The organism is Dactylosporangium sp. NPDC000521 (assembly GCF_042898305.1).
GTDB lineage: Bacteria > Actinomycetota > Actinomycetes > Mycobacteriales > Micromonosporaceae > Dactylosporangium.
This window is the reverse complement of the sequence record NZ_JBIAYW010000005.1, coordinates 57869-76883: the sequence shown is the minus strand read 5'-3', so window position 1 is coordinate 76883 and position 19015 is coordinate 57869. Positions and strand designations below refer to the sequence as shown.

General features: G+C 72.8%; 18 protein-coding genes. 11 read left to right on the top strand and 7 right to left on the bottom strand.

Features of this window, described 5'->3' with window-relative positions:
* Positions 1–23 precede the first annotated feature (23 nt).
* The 8 genes from lysX (at position 24) to ACFY3L_RS18320 (ending at position 9140) form a co-directional block, all read left to right on the top strand.
* Positions 24–3278: a bifunctional lysylphosphatidylglycerol synthetase/lysine--tRNA ligase LysX gene (gene lysX / locus ACFY3L_RS18355; RefSeq protein WP_389324788.1), complete on the top strand. Its 3255-nt coding sequence runs from the start codon at positions 24–26 to the stop codon at positions 3276–3278.
* 29 nt (positions 3279–3307) lie between these two features.
* Positions 3308–4036: an IclR family transcriptional regulator gene (locus ACFY3L_RS18350; protein ID WP_389324785.1), complete on the top strand. Its 729-nt coding sequence runs from the start codon at positions 3308–3310 to the stop codon at positions 4034–4036.
* 36 nt (positions 4037–4072) lie between these two features.
* On the top strand, positions 4073–4555 hold the full coding sequence (locus tag ACFY3L_RS18345) for a cation:proton antiporter regulatory subunit (protein ID WP_360569243.1): 483 nt from the start codon (positions 4073–4075) through the stop codon (positions 4553–4555).
* Positions 4556–4564: 9 nt separating this feature from the next.
* Positions 4565–5740 (top strand): cation:proton antiporter, encoded by a 1176-nt coding sequence (locus tag ACFY3L_RS18340; RefSeq protein ID WP_389324782.1) that lies wholly within the window; start codon positions 4565–4567, stop codon positions 5738–5740.
* Positions 5741–5866: 126 nt separating this feature from the next.
* A complete protein-coding gene (locus ACFY3L_RS18335) occupies positions 5867–6571 on the top strand; it encodes a hypothetical protein (RefSeq protein ID WP_389324779.1) in 705 nt (234 codons plus the stop codon).
* Between the two features lie 91 nt (positions 6572–6662).
* Complete coding sequence (locus tag ACFY3L_RS18330) at positions 6663–7076, top strand: MarR family winged helix-turn-helix transcriptional regulator (RefSeq protein ID WP_389324776.1); 414 nt, start codon at positions 6663–6665, stop codon at positions 7074–7076.
* Complete coding sequence (locus tag ACFY3L_RS18325) at positions 7073–8788, top strand: MFS transporter (protein ID WP_389324773.1); 1716 nt, start codon at positions 7073–7075, stop codon at positions 8786–8788. The genes ACFY3L_RS18330 and ACFY3L_RS18325 overlap by 4 nt, the downstream gene beginning before the upstream one ends.
* Positions 8789–8897: 109 nt before the next feature.
* The gene (locus ACFY3L_RS18320) at positions 8898–9140 is read left to right on the top strand and encodes a hypothetical protein (protein ID WP_389324770.1); all 243 of its coding nucleotides are present in this window, start codon (positions 8898–8900) and stop codon (positions 9138–9140) included.
* Between the two features lie 55 nt (positions 9141–9195).
* On the opposite strand, the gene ACFY3L_RS18315 is transcribed toward ACFY3L_RS18320, so the two are convergent.
* The gene (locus ACFY3L_RS18315; RefSeq protein WP_389324767.1) at positions 9196–9933 is read right to left on the bottom strand and encodes a TetR/AcrR family transcriptional regulator; all 738 of its coding nucleotides are present in this window, start codon (positions 9931–9933) and stop codon (positions 9196–9198) included.
* 30 nt (positions 9934–9963) lie between these two features.
* Here ACFY3L_RS18315 and ACFY3L_RS18310 point away from each other — a divergent pair, with 30 nt between their 5' ends.
* Positions 9964–11130: an FAD-dependent oxidoreductase gene (locus tag ACFY3L_RS18310; protein ID WP_389326070.1), complete on the top strand. Its 1167-nt coding sequence runs from the start codon at positions 9964–9966 to the stop codon at positions 11128–11130.
* Positions 11131–11142: 12 nt separating this feature from the next.
* Here the strand turns inward: ACFY3L_RS18310 and ACFY3L_RS18305 are convergent, their stop codons facing one another.
* The 3 genes from ACFY3L_RS18305 to ACFY3L_RS18295 form a co-directional block, all read right to left on the bottom strand.
* The gene (locus ACFY3L_RS18305) at positions 11143–12324 is read right to left on the bottom strand and encodes an RNA polymerase sigma factor (protein WP_389326067.1); all 1182 of its coding nucleotides are present in this window, start codon (positions 12322–12324) and stop codon (positions 11143–11145) included.
* A gap of 71 nt (positions 12325–12395) precedes the next feature.
* Positions 12396–12728, bottom strand: coding sequence for a YciI family protein (locus ACFY3L_RS18300; RefSeq protein WP_389324764.1), 333 nt, complete (start codon positions 12726–12728; stop codon positions 12396–12398).
* A 31-nt stretch (positions 12729–12759) separates the two neighbouring features.
* Positions 12760–14025, bottom strand: coding sequence for an APC family permease (locus ACFY3L_RS18295; protein WP_389324761.1), 1266 nt, complete (start codon positions 14023–14025; stop codon positions 12760–12762).
* Positions 14026–14087: 62 nt separating this feature from the next.
* On the opposite strand from ACFY3L_RS18295, the gene ACFY3L_RS18290 reads away from it, so the two are divergent.
* Complete coding sequence (locus ACFY3L_RS18290; protein WP_389324758.1) at positions 14088–15050, top strand: GlxA family transcriptional regulator; 963 nt, start codon at positions 14088–14090, stop codon at positions 15048–15050.
* A 163-nt stretch (positions 15051–15213) separates the two neighbouring features.
* Here ACFY3L_RS18290 and ACFY3L_RS18285 read toward each other — a convergent pair whose 3' ends face one another.
* Together ACFY3L_RS18285 and ACFY3L_RS18280 are read right to left on the bottom strand one after the other, a co-directional pair.
* Positions 15214–15798, bottom strand: a complete 585-nt coding sequence (locus ACFY3L_RS18285) for a hypothetical protein (RefSeq protein WP_389324755.1) — start codon at positions 15796–15798, stop codon at positions 15214–15216.
* Between the two features lie 78 nt (positions 15799–15876).
* Positions 15877–16068, bottom strand: a complete 192-nt coding sequence (locus ACFY3L_RS18280) for a hypothetical protein (RefSeq protein WP_389324752.1) — start codon at positions 16066–16068, stop codon at positions 15877–15879.
* Between the two features lie 392 nt (positions 16069–16460).
* Here ACFY3L_RS18280 and ACFY3L_RS18275 point away from each other — a divergent pair, with 392 nt between their 5' ends.
* Entirely contained in the window at positions 16461–17651 is a 1191-nt protein-coding gene (locus ACFY3L_RS18275) for an ROK family protein (RefSeq protein WP_389324749.1), read from the top strand.
* A 249-nt stretch (positions 17652–17900) separates the two neighbouring features.
* On the opposite strand, the gene ACFY3L_RS18270 is transcribed toward ACFY3L_RS18275, so the two are convergent.
* Positions 17901–18782, bottom strand: a complete 882-nt coding sequence (locus ACFY3L_RS18270) for an RNA polymerase sigma factor SigF (protein WP_389324746.1) — start codon at positions 18780–18782, stop codon at positions 17901–17903.
* Positions 18783–19015 lie beyond the last annotated feature (233 nt).

The window sequence follows — 19015 nt, the reverse complement described above, 5'->3', positions numbered from 1 at the left end:
ACGCGCTCCGCCATGATGTCCCGATGAACACGCTGCGCGCGAGGCTTCCCGACTGGATCGCGGGCGGACTGCTGGCCGTGGCCGTCCTGTGCGCCGTCGCCGCCGTCTCCGCGGCGCTCGGGTCGCGGGTCCACCCCGTGCGGGTCACGGTCGACGCGCTGCTGCTGCCTGCGCCCGCGAACCTCGGCTACGCCGCGACCCTGGCGACCCTGGCCGCCGCCGTGCACAACCGCAAGCGCGTCATCTACTGGATCCTGGTGCTGTTCCTCGGCGCGCAGGTCCTGTTCGACGTGTTCGTGCTGCTCGGTGGTGCCGAGCGCGGTGAGGAGGCGCGGGAGCTGCGACTGCCGTGGCACGGCGTGGCGGCCGGCCTGGCCAACGTTGTCATCACGTCCGTGCTGCTGGTGCTGCTGTGGCTGGCCCGCGACGGGTTCTCCGCCCGCGTGCAGCGGGCCAGCCTGCCGAAGGCCCTCGTGACCCTCGGCGCGCTGCTCAGCGCGTTCACGCTGCTCGGCTGGGGTCTGGTCGAGCTGTTCCCGGGCTCGCTCGGGGCGGGGGCGGGGCGCCTCGCGTACAGCGGCAAGACCGTCCTCGGCGGGGCGTTCGGCTTCGACGTGGGGCTGCACGGCCGGGCCCCCGGCTGGGTCAACCTGATCCTCGGCGCGTTCGGCGCGATCGCCCTGTTCTCGGCCCTGTTCGCGCTGCTGCGCTCGCAGCGGGCCACCGCGTCGCTGGACGCCGACGAGGAGCGGCGCGTCCGGCAGCTGCTCGCCGCGTACGGCCGCCGCGACTCGCTCGGCTACTTCGCGACCCGCCGGGACAAGGAGGTCGTGTTCTCCCCCACCGGGCGCGCCGCCGTCACGTACCGGGTGGTCTTCGGCGTCTCCCTCGCCAGCGGCGACCCGCTCGGCGAGCCCGACGCGTGGCCGCCGGCGATCGAGGCGTGGCTGCGGGAGGCCCGCGACTACGCGTGGACCCCGGCGGTGATGGGCGCGAGCGAGGAGGGCGCGACCGCGTACGCCCGCGCCGGGCTGCGCGTCATCGAGCTCGGCGACGAGGCGATCCTGCACGTGCGCGACTTCGACCTCGAGGCGCCGCGGCTGCGGCAGGTCCGCCAGGCGGTGCACCGGGTCGAGCGGGCCGGATACACGGTGCGGATCCGCCGGCACGCCGACATCGGCGCGCAGGAGATGGCGCGGATCATCGAGCTCGCCGCCCGCTGGCGGGACACGGAGACCGAGCGCGGCTTCTCGATGGCGCTCGGCCGGCTCGGCGACCCCAACGACGGCCGGTGCGTGCTCGTCGAGGCGCACAACCGCGACGGCCGGGAGGTGGCGCTGCTGTCGTTCACGCCGTGGGGCGCCGACGGGCTGTCCCTCGATCTCATGCGCCGCGACCGGGCCAGCGACAACGGCCTGATCGAGCACATGGTGGCCACGCTGATGCGGGAGGCGCCGCGCCTCGGCGTCGAGCGGGTGTCGCTGAACTTCGCGGTCTTCCGGGCCGTGTTCGAGGAGGGCGCGCGGATCGGGGCCGGTCCGGTGCTGCGGCTGTGGCGGGCGTTGCTGCTCTTCGCGTCCCGGTGGTTCCAGCTGGAGTCGCTGTACCGCTCCAACGTGAAGTACAACCCGCAGTGGCTGCCGCGGTTCCTGTGCTTCGAGGACGTCCGGGACCTGGCGAAGGTCGGCCTCGCGTCGGCGGCGGCCGAGGGGTTCCTGGTCGTGCCCAACCTGCGCACCCTGCTGCGGCGGGGCACGCCGGTCTCCAGCGAGGCGCCGCGGGAGCTGATCGAGGTCGAGGCCGCCCCCGTCCACCTGCACCGGCGGCCGGAGCAGGTCAGGGTCCGGCTCGCCAAGGTCGAGGCCCTGCGCCGGGACGGCGTCGACCCGTATCCGCCGGGGTTCGCCCGTACCCACGAGATCGCCGCGATCCGCGCATCGCACGCCGGCCTCCCGCCCGGCACCGACACCGGCGAACGGGTCGGCGTCGCCGGCCGGGTGGTGCGGCTGCGTGACCACGGCGGCCTGTGCTTCGCCACCCTGCGCGACTGGTCCGGCGACCTGCAGATCATGATCAGCGGCGACCCGTCGTTCGCGGCCACGGTCGACCTCGGCGACCACGTCGGTGTCGGCGGCGTCGTCGGTACGACGAAGCGCGGCGAACTGTCCGTCCTGGCCGACGACTGGCGCCTCACCGCCAAGTGCCTGCGCCCCCTGCCGGACAAGCACCGCGGGCTCGCGGACCCGGAGGCCCTGGTCCGGCAGCGGCACGTCGACCTGATCGTCAACTCGGCGCCCCGCGACATGGTGCGGCTGCGCTCGGCGGTCGGCTTCGCGCTGCGCACCGCCCTGCACGGCCGCGACTACGTCGAGGTGGAGACGCCGGTGCTGCAGCGGGTGCACGGCGGCGCCAACGCCCGGCCGTTCGTGACCCACTCCAACGCCTACGACATGCGGCTCTTCCTGCGGATCGCGCCCGAGCTGTACCTCAAGCGCCTCGCCGTCGGCGGGGTCGAGCGGGTCTTCGAGATCGGCCGCAACTTCCGCAACGAGGGTGTCGACGCCACCCACAACCCCGAGTTCACGATGCTGGAGGCCTACGAGGCGTACGGCGACTACACCACGATGCGCGATCTGGCCCGGTCGCTCGTCCTGGCCGCCGCGGCCGCGGGCCCGGGGTTCGTGCTCACCCGCGGCGACGACGTCGTCGACCTGCGCGACGAGTGGCCGGTGGTCCCGGTGTACGAGGCGGTCTCGCGCGCCTGCGGCACCGCGGTGACGCCGGACGACCCGGTCGACGGGCTCCGGGCCGTCGCGGATCGGCACGGTGTCGCCTGGCAGGACGGGTGGACCCACGGCCAGCTGGTCCTGGAGCTGTACGAGCGCCTGGTCGAGGGCACCACGGTCCGGCCCACGTTCTACACCGACTTCCCCGTCGACGTGTCGCCGCTGACCCGCCAGCACCGCGACGACCCGCGCCTCGCCGAGCGCTGGGACCTGGTCGCGTTCGGGATGGAGCTCGGCACGGCGTACACGGAACTGGTCGACCCCGTCGAGCTGCGCGCCCGGCTCACGGCCCAGTCGCTGCGGGCGGCGGCCGGTGACCCGGAGGCGATGTCGCTGGACGAGGACTTCCTGGACGCGTTCGAGTTCGCGATGCCGCCGAGCGGCGGGCTGGGCCTCGGCGTCGACCGGCTCGTCATGATGTTGACCGGCCGGACGATCCGCGAGACGCTGCCGTTCCCACTCGTGAAGAAAAGTTCGGTCCAGGATGTTTGAGCCACGCCTCGTGGGGAAATGTGGTCCTGATGCGCGTCAGTGACGAAAGTCCGACGCTCGACGTGCTCGAGCAGTTGTCCGCCGCCACCGACCGGGTGACCTTCGAGTCGCTCCTGCGCCAGCTCGGGCTGCCCGAGGGGGTCCTCCGGGGGCGGTTGCGCAGCCTCGTGGACCGCGGCTGGGTCGTCGCCGAGCCTGACGACAGCTACGCCATCGGCGTCGTGGCGCTGCGCCCGGGCAGTGCCTACCTGCTGACCGACCGCGCCGTCCGGCTCGCCGCGCCGCTCCTGGCGCAGCTGCGGGACCGGCTCGACGAGGCGGTGCGCCTGGTGCGCCTCGACCCGCCCAGCATCGTCTGCATCGCCAGCCGGGAGTCGTCGCACGACACGTCCGGCTCCGCCGTCGGCCGGCGGATGCCCGCCTACGCCTCCGCCGGCGGAAAGGCGATCCTCGCCGGGCTGCCCCGGGAGCGGGTCGTCGCGCTGCTGGACCTCGAGTTCCGGGCCCACACCAGCGAGTCCGTCGCCGACCGGGCGGCGCTGTTCGAGGAACTGGCCGAGACCAGGGCCCGCGGGTGGGCGTACGAGCGCGGCCAGTTCCAGCCGGGGGTCGGCTGCGTCGCGGCGATCGTGCCGGGCACCACCGACGCGATCAGCGTGGGCGTGCCGCTCGCCCGGCTCACCGACGACCACGCCGTCGAGATCGCCGCCAATGTGGTCCGCACCACCGACGAGCTCGGCGAGGCATTGCGCCGCTGACGGGATGACATAGATCCATTCCCGGTACGATGGGGTATGAACGTCGAGCGCACCGACCTCCCCGGCATCGGCACGAGCCACGTGGTGACCACCGCCCGTGGCCGCCGCATCGGTATCGTCTCCCACCGCAGCGGGCGGCGTGATCTCGTCATCTACGACAAGGAAGACCCCGATACCAGCGTGGTATCCGTGGCCCTGTCCGCGGAGGAGTCCAACACGGTCGCCGAGTACCTCGGCACCGCGCGGATCGTGGAGCACCTCGCGGAGCTGCAGCGGCAGGTCACCGGGCTCGTCACCGAGCAGCTGGTGCTGGCGCCGGGCTCACCGTACGACGGCCGCACCCTCGGCGACACGCAGGCCCGCACCCGCACCGGCGCCTCGATCGTCGCCGTGCTGCGCGGCGGGACCGTGCACGCGAGCCCGCGACCCGACTTCGGCCTGGTCGCCGGCGACACGATCGTCGTGGTGGGCACAGCCGCCGGCACCGAGGGCGTCGCGACGCTCCTCACCGACGGATAGGGGCCGCCGGTGCACCACGACACGATCCTCATCGAGCTCGGTGCCGTCATCCTCGCGCTGGGCCTGCTCGGCGCCCTCTCGCTGCGATTCTCGATCTCGCCCATCCCGCTGTACCTGCTCGCCGGTCTCGCGTTCGGCGCCGGCGGCGTGCTGCCCCTGACCACCAGCACCGAGTTCATCTCCGCCGGCGCGGAGATCGGCGTCATCCTGCTGCTGTTCACGCTCGGCCTGGAGTACACGGCCCCGGAGCTCGTCGGCACCCTGCGCTCCTCCGCGCCCGCCGGCATCGTCGACCTCGTGCTCAACGCCGCGCCGGGCGTCGCGGCCGCGCTCATCCTCGGCTGGGGGCCGGTCGCCGCGGTCGCGATGGGCGGCATCACGTACGTGACGTCCTCCGGCATCACCGCGAAGATCCTCGCCGACCTCGGCTGGCTCGGTAACCGCGAGACCCCGGTCGTGCTGTCGCTGCTGGTCTTCGAGGACCTGATGATGGCGCTGTACCTGCCGATCCTGACCGCCCTGCTGGCCGGTGTCGGCGTGCTCGGCGGCGCCGCGACCCTCGCCATCGCCGCCGCCACGATCAGCGCCATCCTCCTCGTCGCGCTGCGCTTCGGGAAGATCGTGGAGCGGTTCGTCGCCTCCGACAGCGACGAGGTGCTGCTGCTCAAGGTGCTCGGCCTGACCGTGCTCGTCGCCGGCGTGGCCGAGCTGCTGCAGGTGTCCGCGGCCGTCGGTGCCTTCCTCGTCGGCATCGCGCTGTCCGGGCCCCTCGCGCACACCGCGCGGGAGCTGCTGACGCCGCTGCGGGACCTGTTCGCGGCCGTGTTCTTCGTCTTCTTCGGCCTGCAGACCGACCCGCGGGCGCTGCCTCCGGTGCTCGGCATCGCGGCGCTGCTCGCGCTCGCCGGGATCGTGTCGAAGATGGCGACCGGGTGGATCGCGGCCCGGCGGGCCGGGGTGGCGATCACCGGCCGGGTCCGGGCCGGCGCCGCGCTGCTGCCGCACGGTGAGTTCAACATCGTCATCGCGGGGCTCGCGGTCGCCGCCGGCACCAATTCGAAGCTCGGGCCGCTCGCCGCCGCTTACGTGCTCATCCTGGCGATCCTCGGCCCCCTCGCGGCCCGCGCGGCGGAGCCCCTCGCCCGGCTCTACCTTCGCAAGCGCAAGCGACCGGCCACCACGTAACGGCTCGACAAGTCTGCCCGAAATACGGAATTTCCCTTAAGTGTCCGCCTTTGCCCAGGTCAGCGTGTTTGGCTCTGCGCGGAGGTTGCCACGGCATCGCGGCCGTGGCGGACAGGGGGAATCACCATGTTGAAGCACACGAAGCTGCTGCCGGCCGTCGGCGCCGCCGCACTGCTCGCGACGCTCGTCGGCGCGCCGCCGGCGTCCGCCGCGGGTGCCGGCGGTCCCGGCGGCTTCGGCAGCGCCACCTTCTCGTCGAAGAAGGCGCCGGCGGCGGCGTGCAAGGAGCTGACGACGGACGGCGGCTTCGAGACGCCGAAGGTCAAGGGCGCGGACTGGATGCTGTTCGACGAGGACGACGTGCCGGGCTGGCGCACCGACGACCCGCAGGGCCAGATCGAGATCTGGAGGAGCGGCATGGACGGCGTGCCGGCCCGCTTCGGCACCCAGTTCGCCGAGCTCAACGCCACCGGCTCCGGCAACTCGATCTACCAGGACATCAAGACCAAGCCCAACTCGAAGATCTACTGGTCCTTCTGGATCCGGGCCCGGAACACCTCCGCCGGCAAGGACGTCGACGCGACCCAGATCCACTTCGGCCGCACGCCGAAGAACGACAACGGCAACGTCAACGGCGTCGGGTCGACCTTCGCGTACATGAACACCGCGACCGACGCCTCGTGGCGGCGGCTGTCCGGCTGGTACCAGACGGGCTCCAACCAGACGATGACCCGGGTCACGCTGACGGCCGTCGAGAGCGCCTCGACCGACGAGGGCTACGGCAACCTGGTCGACGGCCTCACCATCGTCGACAACAAGAAGTGCATCTAGTTCTTTCGGGGGGCGCCTCTTTCGGGAGGCGCCCCTTTTCTGTGACCTGGTACATAACGTGCTTTTATAAGTGCGTGATAAAAATTGAGTCATGGTCCTCGTTGATTCCGCGCGGCTGACGACTGCCGTCGAGCGGCTGTTCAGCCTGCTCCGGCAGGGCAACCCGCCCAACGACATCAGCCTGACGGCCGCGTCGACGCTGCGCCGGCTGGAGCGCGAGGGCCCACGCCGGCTCACCGAGCTCGCCACCGCGGAGGGCGTCACGCAGCCCGCGATGACGCAGCTCGCCCAGCGCCTCGAGCGCGACGGCCTCGCCGAACGCACCCCGGACCCCACCGACGGCCGGGTCGTGCTCGTGCGGGTCACCCGGGCCGGCCGCGACCTGCTCGCCCGCCGCCGCGCGGTGCGCGCCGCACACCTGGAGGAGCTGCTGTCGTCACTGTCCGCCGACGACCAGGCCCTGATCTCGGCCGCGCTGCCCGCACTGGAAAGGCTCGCACCGTGACTTCGACGCTTCCCGGCCTCCGTGGCGCGCTGGTCGGCGGGACCGACCACCCGCACTACAAGTGGGTCGCGCTGTCCAACACCACCCTGGGCATGCTGATCGCCACGATCAACTCCTCGATCGTGCTCATCTCGCTGCCCGCCATCTTCAACGGCATCCACCTCGACCCGCTCAGCCCCGGCAACGTCAGCTACCTGCTGTGGATGCTCATGGGCTACATGCTCGTCAGCGCCGTCCTCGTGGTGACCCTCGGCCGCCTCGGCGACATGTACGGCCGGGTCCGCATCTACAACGCCGGCTTCGCGCTCTTCACGATCACCTCGGTCGCGCTCTCCCTCGACCCGTTCGACGGTGGCGGCGGCGCCCTGTGGCTGATCGGCTGGCGTGTCCTGCAGGCCGTCGGCGGCTCGATGCTCATGGCCAACTCCGCCGCGATCCTCACCGACGCCTTCCCCACCGCCCAGCGCGGCATGGCCCTCGGCGTCAACATCGTCGCCGGCATCGCCGGCTCCTTCATCGGCCTGGTCCTCGGCGGCCTCCTCGCCGAGTGGAACTGGCGTGCCATCTTCTGGGTCAACGTCCCCATCGGCGTGATCGGCACCATCTGGGCGTACCGCTCCCTGCACGACACCGGCGTGCGACGGCCCGGCCGCATCGACTGGTGGGGCAACCTCACCTTCGCCGTCGGCCTCACCGCCCTGCTCGCCGGCATCACGTACGGCATCCAGCCCTACGGCGGCCACAGCCAGGGCTGGACCAACCCGTGGGTGCTCGCCGGCCTCATCGGCGGCGTCGCCGTGCTCGGCCTCTTCACCTGGATCGAGACCCGCGTCGACTCGCCGATGTTCCCCCTGGGCCTGTTCCGCAACCGGGCCTTCGCCTCGGGCAACATCGCCAGCCTGCTCGCCTCCGTCGCCCGCGGCGGCCTGCAGTTCATGCTCATCATCTGGCTGCAGGGCATCTGGCTCCCCCTGCACGGCTACCGCTACGAGGAGACCCCGCTCTGGGCCGGCATCTACCTGCTGCCGCTCACCGTCGGCTTCCTCGCCGCCGGCCCCATCGCCGGCCACCTCTCCGACAAGTACGGCCCGCGCCTCTTCGCCGCCGGCGGCCTGCTCGTCATGGCCCTCTCGTTCGGCGGCCTGCTCATCCTGCCGACCGACTTCAGCTACTGGGCCTTCGCCGCCCTCGTCTTCCTCAACGGTCTCGGCGGTGGCCTCTTCGCCGCCCCCAACACCTCCCTCATCATGTCCAGCGTCCCCGCCCACCTCCGCGGCGCCGCGTCAGGCATGCGGGCCACCTTCCAGAACGCCGGCATGGTCCTCTCCATCGGCGTCTTCTTCTCCCTCATGGTCGCCGGCCTCTCCAGCTCCCTCCCCGCCACCCTCGACACCGGCCTCACCGCCCAGGGCGTCCCCGCCACCGCGGCGCACACCATCTCCAACCTCCCGCCCGTCGGCACCCTCTTCGCCGCCTTCCTGGGCTACAACCCGATCGCCGCCCTGCTCGGCCCGCAGCTGCTGGCCCACCTCCCGGCCGCGAACGCCGCGACCCTCACCGGCCGCGAGTTCTTCCCCCACCTGGTCTCCGGCCCCTTCCACGACGGCCTGGTCATCGTCTTCTGGCTGGCCATCGCCATGTCGGCCGTCGGAGCCCTCGCCTCCCTCATCAAGACCCGCCCCGCGCGGGCGGAGAACGCGGTCGCTGAGTAACGCCACGGACCCAGCGGCCCGGAGAACGGGCCGGCGCCTCTGTGGGGAGGTGCCGGCCCGTCTGCCTGTGCTGCGCGCCTACCGCGTCCCGCAGTGGTTGGATGAGCCGGTGAGCACACCATGGGACGACGACTTCACCCCGTCAACCGCCGCCCGCAACACCTTGCGGTGGGCCCTCGAGATGGGCGCCTCGACCCTGGGCGAGGCCTACGACATGCTCGAACAGCTCTCCCTCAGCAACGACGTCCCCGAGGTCCTGGGCCATGACGACACCATCGAGGACGTCCGCGAGGAGCTCGACTTCGCCCTCGACACCGCCGGACCGGACACCCCGCTGACAGCCCTGCTCTGACCGGGAGCCCAGCCACCCCTCGACAGCTCGCCTGAACCGGCCGGCGGGCGGTGGGTCAGGTGTGGGGATGGCTGGTGAGGCCGTCCAGGATGGTGGTCAGGGTGTGGTGGAAGGTCTCCTCGGGATCGAGGTGGGCGCCGTCGACGACGAGCCGGGCGACGGTGGGGTAACGGCCCGTTTCGAGCATGCGGGTCAGGTAGGGGCCGAGGGCGGCCTGCCAGGCGGACTCGTCGGTGCCGGTCGAACGGGCGGTCCGGCGCTCGGCGATCTCCCGGCGGAGCGCTCCGACGACGAACGCGTTGAGGACGCCCAGGGCCCGCTGGAGGTCGTCGATGTCGCGCAGGCCAGGGGCCTGGCTGAGGGCGGCCGCGGTCGACTCGCCCACGGCGAGTGCGTGCGGTCCGAGGTGGGGCCGGCCGCCGAGCAGGTCGGCGAACCACTCATGGTCAAGGGCGGCCTCGCGGGTCCGGTGGACGATGGCCAGCACCGTGGCCCGCCACCCGGGATGCTGGCCGGCGTGCTGAGCTGCCTCGGCGATCCGGGCATACACGGCGTCGACCATCAGGTCGAGCAGCTCGGACCGGTTGAGCACGTAGTCGTAGAGCCGCATCGGGCCGACGCCGAGCTCTTTGGCGATCTTGCGTACCGACAGCCCGTCCAGGCCGTGCGCGTCGGCGACCCGGATCGCGGTGGCGGCGATCTTCGCGCGGCTCAGCGGCACCGGCGCCGCTCGTGGCTGAGGCTCGGGGCGTTCCCAGACGGGCAGCGATGCGCTACCGTACGGTGTATCCATAAGGTACAGCGTACGGTAACGGGGGTGAAGATGCGCATCGCGATCGCCGGTGGCGGGCTCGGTGGCCTGACGCTGGCCCGGATCCTGCACCTGCACGGCATCGGCGCGGTGGTGTACGAACGCGAGGCGAGCCGGTCCGCGCGGTCGCAGGGCGGATCGCTCGACCTGCACCCGGAGTCCGGGCAGCAGGCCCTGGCCGATGCGGGCCTCGCCGGCCGGTTCCGGTCCGCGGCCCGGCCGGAGGGCGAGGAGCACCGCATCCTCGACCCTGCCGGACGCGTCCTCGTGCATCACAGGCCACAGCCCGGATCGTTCTCCGGACGCCCCGAGATCGACCGCAGCGTGCTGCGTGATCTGCTGCTCGACTCGCTCCCCGGCGACACCGTCGTCTGGCGGCACCGGCTCGTCGCGGCGGCGCCACGGCCCGGCGGAGGATTCGGGCTGACGTTCGACGGCGGCCACAGCGCCGACTGCGACGTCCTGATCGGCGCGGACGGCGCACGCTCGGTCGTCCGGTCGCTGCTGACCGACGCGCCGCTGTCCTGCGTGGCCACCCTGGTCGAGCTCAGCATCGGCGACGCCGACCGCCGCCACCCGGACCTCGCCGAGCTGGTCGGCCCGGGAAACCTCTGGTGCATCGGCGAGCGCCGGATCCTGGCGGCGCAGCGCCTCAGCGACGGCAGCATCCGGGTCGGCATCTCCCTGCCCGCGAACGACCTGTCCGCGAACGAACTGCCCCCGAACGACCGGCCCGTGGACGATCGCCTGGACGCCTACCGCAGCAAGCGCGCGCTGCTGGAGAGGTTCGACGGCTGGGACCCCGGCCTCACCGCGCTCATCGAGGCCGGCGACGGCCCGCCGGTCCCGCGCAGGATCGAGGCGATGCCCACCGGCACGCGCTGGGCCCACCGGCCGGGCGTCACCCTCATCGGCGACGCCGCGCACCTCATGCCGCCGGTCGGCGAGGGCGCCAACCAGGCCATGCTCGACGCCGCCGAACTCGCCGCCGCGCTCGCCGCCCAGCCGGCCGACCCCGGCGCGGCGATCCGGGCGTACGAGGAGGCGATGTTCGCCAGGATCCACCCGATCGCCGAGATGTCCGCCCGGGTCCAGGCGATGATGCTGTCCCCCACCGCGGCCGACGACATCGTCCGCTTCTTCACCCCGCGGCCGGCCGAGCCAGCGGCCGCGGACTGACACGGCCCGGCGTCACTCTGTGCCAACGACGTCGAGGGAGGCGAGGCGGGACTCGAGGAAGGCGCGCTCGACCTCGTTGTCGCACAGGGCGACGGCGGCACGGTAGGCGGCCGCGGCGTCCGGATATCGGTGCAGGCGGCGCAGGAGGTCGGCGCGGGTCGCCGGCAGGTAGTGGTACGCGGCCAGGCGGGGGTCCGAGGCCAGCTCGTCGACCAGGGCGAGGGCCCTCGCGGGGCCGTCGGACATGGCGACCACGACCGCGCGGTTCAGGGCGACGACCGGGGACGGCCAGGCGCGCAGCAGCAGGTCGTACAGGCCGCGCAGCTGCTGCCAGTCGGTGGCGGCGTAGGTGGGTGCCTCGGAGTGGACGGCGGCGATGGCGGCCTGCAGCGCGAACCTGCCCGGGCGGCCGCCGCGCAGCGCGGCACGGACGAGGTCGAGGCCGGCGGCGATCTGCGGGTGGTCCCAGCGGGTGCGGTCCTGCTCCTCCAGCAGCAGCAGGCGGCCGTCGGCGGCGACGCGGGTGGCGCGGCGGGCGTCGTGCAGGAGCATGAGGGCGAGCAGGGCGCGGGCCTCGCGCTCGTCGGGCATGAGGGCGCACAGGGTTCGGGCCAGGTCGAGGGCGCGGTCGACGAGGTCGGCGCGGAGCAGGCCGGGGCCGGTCGGGGCGGCGTGGCCGGTGGTGAAGACCAGGTGCACGACGGTGAGGACGGCGTCGAGGCGGTCGGGGAGCTGTTCGAGGGGCGGCACGCGGTACGGGATGGCGGCCGCGGCGATCTTCTTCTTGGCGCGGGTGACCCGGGCCGCCATGGTCGGCTCGCTGACGAGGAAGGCGTGGGCGATCTCCTCGGTGGTCAGGCCGCAGACGAGGCGGAGCGTGAGGGCGAGCTGCGCCTCGCGGGCGAGCGCCGGGTGGCAGCAGGTGAAGACGAGCCGCAGCCGGTCGTCGGGGATCTCCTCGGGAGGGTCGTCCTCGGACAGGGGCACCACCAGGAGCGGCAGCTTCGAGCGGAGCGTCGCGGCACGCTTGTGGGCGTTGAGGGCGCGGCGCTGGGCGGCGACGGTCAGCCAGGCGGCGGGGTTGGCCGGCACGCCCTGGCGGAGCCAGGCGTCCATGGCGGCGACGTACGCGTCCTGGACGCACTCCTCGGCGAGGTCGAGGTCGCGCGCGACACGCACCGTCGCGGCGAGCACTCTGGCCCACTCGCGACGGTGCGCGTCGGCGACCGCCTCCCTGACAGCGGCGGATTCCACGAGCAGAGCGGCTACTCGAACACCATCACCGGGCGGACCTCGACGCCGCCGAAGCGGGCCGGGCAGAGCTTGCCGATCTCCAGCGCCTCGTCGAGGTCCTTCGCCTCGATGAGGTAGTAGCCGCCGAGGACCTCCTTGGTCTCCACGAACGGGCCGTCGGTGACGACGTCGCCGCGGATCGAGGTGGCCGTCGGGGTCGGCTGGAGGGCGTTGCCGCCGAGCAGCCGCCCGCCGACCTGCTCCGCGAAGCGGTTGTGGGCGTCCATGACCTCCTGGTACACGGACTGGTCCGCGGTCTCGTAGTCCGCCTCGTTCTCGTAGATGAGGATCAGGTACTGGGCCATCGTGGGTGCTCCTTCAAGGGAAAGCGTCCTCTTACACTCCTACGTCAATCGGCACCGGGCCCGAATCGACAGGCCGGGCGAAGAATTTGTACGCGAGTGCGCAGCCGGCCACCGCGAGGGTGCCCAGGACGTACCAGCCGCTGAGTGCGAGCAGTCCGAGCGACGCGGTGAAGGCGACCGCCGCGCACCACCACACGGGAGTCCGGCGCGGCAGGAGGCGCAGCGCGGCGGCGGTGCCCAGCACGTACACGAGGACGAACGCGCCACTGGTGAGCAGGACCAGCGGGCGGGTGCCGGTGCCGGTCGCGGCCACGAGCAGCAGCGACGCGCCGCCCAGCGCCGCGACGACGGCGAGGCTGCGCCGGGGCACCTCGCCGGTGCCGCTGCCCCGCCCGAACCACGCGGGCAGCGCCCGGTCGCGGCCGAGCGCGGCGCCGAGCTTGGCCGCGCCGGCGTAGTAGGCGTTCATCGTGCCGAGCGTCAGCAGCACCGCGGCGCCGGCGGTGAGCGCCTTGACCTGCCCGCCGACGCCGCGGGCGAGCAGCTCGGCGAGGGGCGCGTCGCCGGGCGTGGGGCCCAGCACCAGGATGCTGGCGGCGGCGATGCCGAAGTACAGCACGCCGACGACGACGAGGGCGATCGCCGTGGCCCGGGGCAGGTCGCGGGCGGGGCGCCGGAAGTCCGCGGCGAGGGACGTGACCGCCTCCCACCCGGCGAACCCCCACACCAGCAGCGCCGCCGCCGACCCGACCGCCCACCAGCCGTGCGGGGCGAACGGCCGCAGGTTGCCCGGGTCGGCGTGCGGCAGCGCGGTCACGGTCGCCGTCAGCAGCAGCGTGACGAGCAGCAGCGCCAGCCCGAGCTGCAGCCGGCCGGACACCCGCACGCCCCCGAGGTTGCCGGCCGTCACCACGAGCATGAGCGCGGCGGCCGTCAGCAGCTCCGTGCGGGTGCCGCCGCCGAGTGCCGCGGCGACGTACGCCCCGGCGAACAGCGCCGCGGCCGGCGCCCCGACCGGCACGGCGAGGTAGAAGCACCAGCCGACGACCGCCGCGGCCCGGTCGCCGAACGCCTTGCCCGCGTAGGTGGCGACGCCGCCCGAGTCGGGGAACCTGGCGCCGAGCGCCGCGAACGTCGCCGCGAGGGGCACCGACAGCGCGATCAGGGCGGCCCACGCCACGAGCGACGCGGGTCCCGCGGTCTGCGCGGCGAGGGCGGGCAGCGCGATGACCCCGGTCCCGAGGACCGCGCCGATGGACAGGGCCGCCCCTTGGGGCACGTTCAACATGCCTGCCATTCGACACGGCATTGTCACCGGGGGCGAGTGGCAGGAATGCCATCCTGCGATAGATTCGAGCCATGACGAGCGTCGAGCGGCACGTCGTCGGGGTGGCCGTCACCGAGGACATGCCGGTGTTCGAGCTGGCCGTGCCGTGCGAGGTGTTCGGCATCGACCGGTCCGACCTGGCGGACCCCTGGTATGAGCTGCGCTTCGCCGCCGCCACGCCGGGCGTCGTCCCGGCCCGCTCCGGGCTGTCCGTGACCGCGCCCCATGACCTCGGCACCCTGGCCGGCGTGGACACGCTGATCATCCCGGCGTTCGCCCGGGCGAAACAGGTGGAGCCCCCGCCGGCGCTGGTCGAGGTGGTGCGGGAGTCGTACCGGCGCGGAAACCGCATCGTCGCGATCTGCACCGGCGCGTATGTGCTCGCCGCCGCCGGCCTCCTCGACGGCCGCCGCGCCACGACCCACTGGATGAACGCCTTCGACTTCAGCCAGCGCCACCCGGACGTGACGTTCGACCCCGACGTGCTCTACACGTCCGACGGCACGATCTTCACCTCGGCCGGCACCGGCGCCGCGATCGACCTCTGCCTGCACCTGGTCCGCCTCGACCACGGCGCCGCGGTCGCCAACGAGGTCGCCCGCCGCATGGTCGTCCCACCGCACCGCGACGGCGGACAGTCACAGTTCGCGCACCAGCCGCAGCGCCCCCGCACCCCGGACGCGCTCGGCGTCGCCCTCGACTGGGCCAGGACCCGCCTCGATCAGCCCCTGACCGTCGCCGACCTGGCCCGCGAGGCGCGCCTGAGCCCGCGCACGTTCGCCCGTCGCTTCCGCGAATCGGTCGGCACCAGCCCGCTGCAGTGGCTGCTGCGTCAGCGTGTACGACTGGCGCAGGAGCTCCTGGAGACCACCGACGAATCGATTGAGCGCATCGCCCACCGGACCGGTCTCGGCACCCCCGCCAACCTGCGCGCCCACTTCGCCCGGCAGACCAGCGTCACCCCCACCACCTACCGTCAGGTCTTCCACCGCTGATCCGGTTGACGGAGCCCGGTGGGATCGCCGCGGCCGCCGGCTCCGTGCCCTGACCGCCGTGGGCGCCGCGATCACCGGCATCGACCCGGACGCGCTGACCGTCCGCCCACCGCTCCCGATCGGCACCCGGTCGGCCACGAGCTGACCTGGCGGGGACGCCTCGTCAGGCCGGGCGGAGGGCGGCGAAGACCTCGGGCCAGTTCGCCGGCAGGTTGTCCCAGATGAAGTGCTGGTAGCGGGCCATGAGGCCGACGGCGGCGGAGCGGACCTCGGCGTCGTCGGAGCGGGTCGCCGCCACGCACCGGTCGAGGCAGTCCCACTCCTCCCGGTCGCGCTCCGGTACGCCGACCGTGGCCAGCGCCGCCTGGACGGCGTCCTCCTCGAAGAACCCGTCGTCCCACGCGGTCGCCGCGCCCAGCAGGTACATCAACTGCGTGCTGGGCGTCAGCCGCTGCGCCGCGAGGGTCCCGCTGTCATAGGTGCGGTCCTCGTCCTCACCCACGATCCCGGACTCCCCGACCGCCGAGTCGACCAGGTCCCGCCAGTACGCGACGTCGTGCGCACCGTCCGTCTGCAGCATGTGCCGGCTCGCGAACTCCGCCATCCGCGCCGGGTCGTCGATCAGCGGCGAGACCGCGGTGTCCATGCTGTAGTCGAACCCGAAGAACCACCGGCGGCCGTCGACCACCATCGACTCGATGCCGCCGACACGCCCGTCACGGTCCTCGATCGGCGTGATGTCTCCCATGACGGGCGAGCGTAGTACGGCGGCCGGGCCCGACCGACAGGCCGGAAGGTCCTGTCGATCAGCGCCCGGTGGCGCGGGTCAGCAGGGGATCAGCTCGCCGCGACGGGCCCGGACCCGGGTGCCGTCCATCAGCGTGATCTCGACGCGGCCGTTGGCGTCGGTGTCGCCGAACGCGTAGATCTCCTTGCCGTCGTGCGGGGCCAGTTCGGCGTGGTGCGCGCCGTTCCGGTCCGGTCGCAGGACCCACTTCAATTCCGGCGATTTACCCATTTCGCCCACCCCCTTCGTCCGAGGCTAACGGGCGAGGAGGGTGCCCGGTGCGGACCAGCGGGGCGCGGTACCCGTGTGAGTGAGCCCGGGCGCGTTCATCGCCGGCCGCCGGGCCGGGCGGGGTATTCGCGGCAGCCGGTCACGCGCCGTCGCGCGGCCCGAAGGCCGGAGGTTCGCCCGCGCACGGACCTCGAAGGCTGCGCCCGATGATTCACCAACGTCATTGCGATGGGCATTTTCCACACTTTCGATTCCGCCTGATTCAGGCAGAATGAATGCCGGGGAAGCGCTCTACCGCCGGCTCCATTGACTGGACAATGGTGAATGCGAATACTCAAGCCATGTCGCCGCTCGACTCGGGATCCGCACAACGCAGCGCGAACCGCAGCCGTGTGATCCACGCATTGCGGCAGCACGGCGCGATGAGCCGGGCCGCCCTCGCCGAGATCGGGTTGTCACGGTCGACGGTCGCCAGCGTCGTCGGCGAGCTCATCGAGGCGGGCGCAGTCGTCGAGATCGGCGGCATCGGCCCGAACGGCCACGGCCTGAGCGGCATCGGCCCGAGCGGCATCGGCCCGAGCGGCAACGAGAGCAGGAGCAGGGCCGGACGGCCGCCGACCCTGATCGGGCTCAAGGGCGGGCTGGGCGTCGCCGTCGGCGTCGAGATCGGCAACGGCATCGTGCGGATCGCGGTGTGCGACGTGGCGCAGGAGCTGCTGCGGCACCACGCGGTCCAGGTCGACGAGCAGACCTCGCCGCAGGACACCCTGCTGCTGGTCGACCGGCTGATCGACGAGCTGCTGGAGCAGACCGGGTTCCGGCGCGACGAGGTGATCGGCGTCGGCGTCGCCGTGCCGGGCCCGATCCAGCGGCGGACCGGGCTGACCGGCCGCGCGTGCACGCTCAAACCGTGGGTGGGCCTCGACCCGCGGCTGCTCGCCGAGCACATGCTCGGGCTGCCGGTGCACGCGGGCAACGACGCCAACCTCGCCGCCCTGGCCGAGATGACCTGGGGCGTCGCGCGAGGGCTGCGGGACTACGCGTACATCTACACCGCCACCGGCATCGGCGCGGGGTTCATCACCGACGGGCGCCTCTACGTCGGCGCCAACGGCACGGCCGGGGAGATCGGCCACACCACCATCGACGAGGACGGTCTCGTGTGCGCGTGCGGCGGCCGGGGGTGCCTGAACACCCTGGCCAACCCGGACGCCATCACCGACCAGCTGTGGCAGAGCCACGGCCGGCGACCGTCGATCGGCGAGGTCATCAGCCTCGCGCACCAGGGTGACGCCGGGTGCCGCCGCGTCCTCGCCGACGCGGGCAGGCACATCGGGGTCGCGATGGCCAACATGTACAACCTGCTCGACCCCGAACTGATCGTCCTCGGCGGCAGCCTCGCGCCGGCCGGTGACATCCTCATCGAGCCGCTGCGCCAGTCGATGATGCGCCGCGCGATCCACGCCGGGGAGGCCGTCCCCGACGTCGTCGCGGGTGAGCTCGGGATCGACGTGGTCGTCGTCGTGGGGGCGGCCGCCGCCGTGCTCCGCGACGCCAACAGGTTCCCGCTCCCCGCCCGCTGACCAGCCGGCCGGCCTTCCCAACCCGTCGGCCGGCCGGCGAACAAACAGCGACGGCGATACAGGAAACGACTCTGGTCGCCCTCGACGCACGCCGATGCGGCAATGGCAACCGGCCACGGATTGCCGTCCGGGCCGCGATCGTCGAAGGTGGAGCGACCATCATTCCGCCGCATTTTTCCGCAAAAGCGATCCTGGCGGAACAGGAAAAGGCGGCGGGCCCGGGCCCGCCGCCTTCTGCAACGACCGTGGTCAGTCCTGGGTGAGCGAGGCGCGCAGGGTGCGCAGCGCGCCGGCCAGGAGGCGGGACACGTGCATCTGGGAGATGCCGAGCTCCGCGGCGATCTGCGACTGGGTCAGGTTGCCGTGGAAGCGCATCGCGATGATCTTCTGCTCGCGGGCGGGGAGCTTCGCCAGCAGCGGGCGCAGCGCCTCGCGGTTCTCCACGTTCGCCATGTCGGGGTCCTCGCCGCCGAGCAGGTCGCCGAGGCCGGTGGCGCCGCTGTCGCCGGCCTCGCCGACGGGCGCGTCGAGCGAGAGCGCGCGGTACGCCTGACCGCAGTCCAGGCCCTCGATGATGTCCTCCTCGCTCGCCCCGAGCTTCGCCGCGAGGTCCGCGACCGTCGGTGAGCGGCCCAGGTCCTGGGCGAGGTCGCCGGAGACCTTCGAGATCTCCAGCCGCAGCTCCTGCAGGCGGCGGGGCACGCGGACGTCCCAGCCCTTGTCGCGGAAGTGGCGCTTGAGCTCGCCGACGATCATCGGGATGGCGTAGCTGGTGAAGGCGGCGCCGCGGTCGGGGTCGAACCCGTCGACCGACTTGATCAGGCCGAGGTTGGCGACCTGGACGAGGTCGTCGAACTGCTCGCCGCGGTTGCGGAAGCGCCGGGCGAGGTACTCGGCGAGGGGGATGTACAGCTCGATGAGGCGGGCCCGGACGCGGTCGCGGTCGGCGCCGGCGGGCAGGTCGCCGAGCAGCGACAGCAGGGCCTTGGCCTGGGCGTCGGTCTCCCTGGTCCGGTGCGAACCGGAACCGTGGGCGGCGTCGGTGCCCGGGGCGGAGCCGGCCGCCCGGGAGGTCTCGACGTCGTGGAGGTCTGCGGTGCGAATGGCGTCAGTGTGCAGGTCAGTGCTCACGGCAGGGTCAGCCTTTCGGTGCAATGACCGGTCCGTCCTGTAGGACGTCGTTTAAGGCAACGCCGAGCGGGCATCCCCAGCGATAGGGCGCACAAGGCTCGAGACCGGTCAGAAGATCGCTCACAGCGCCCGTGTCTTGAGCGCCGGCGGTGAGACCGAGAACCGTCACGCCCCGGGTGGACCGCCGCTGTCTGGACGGGCCCGGTCGGTGAACCGCCGCACATGCTGCTCGC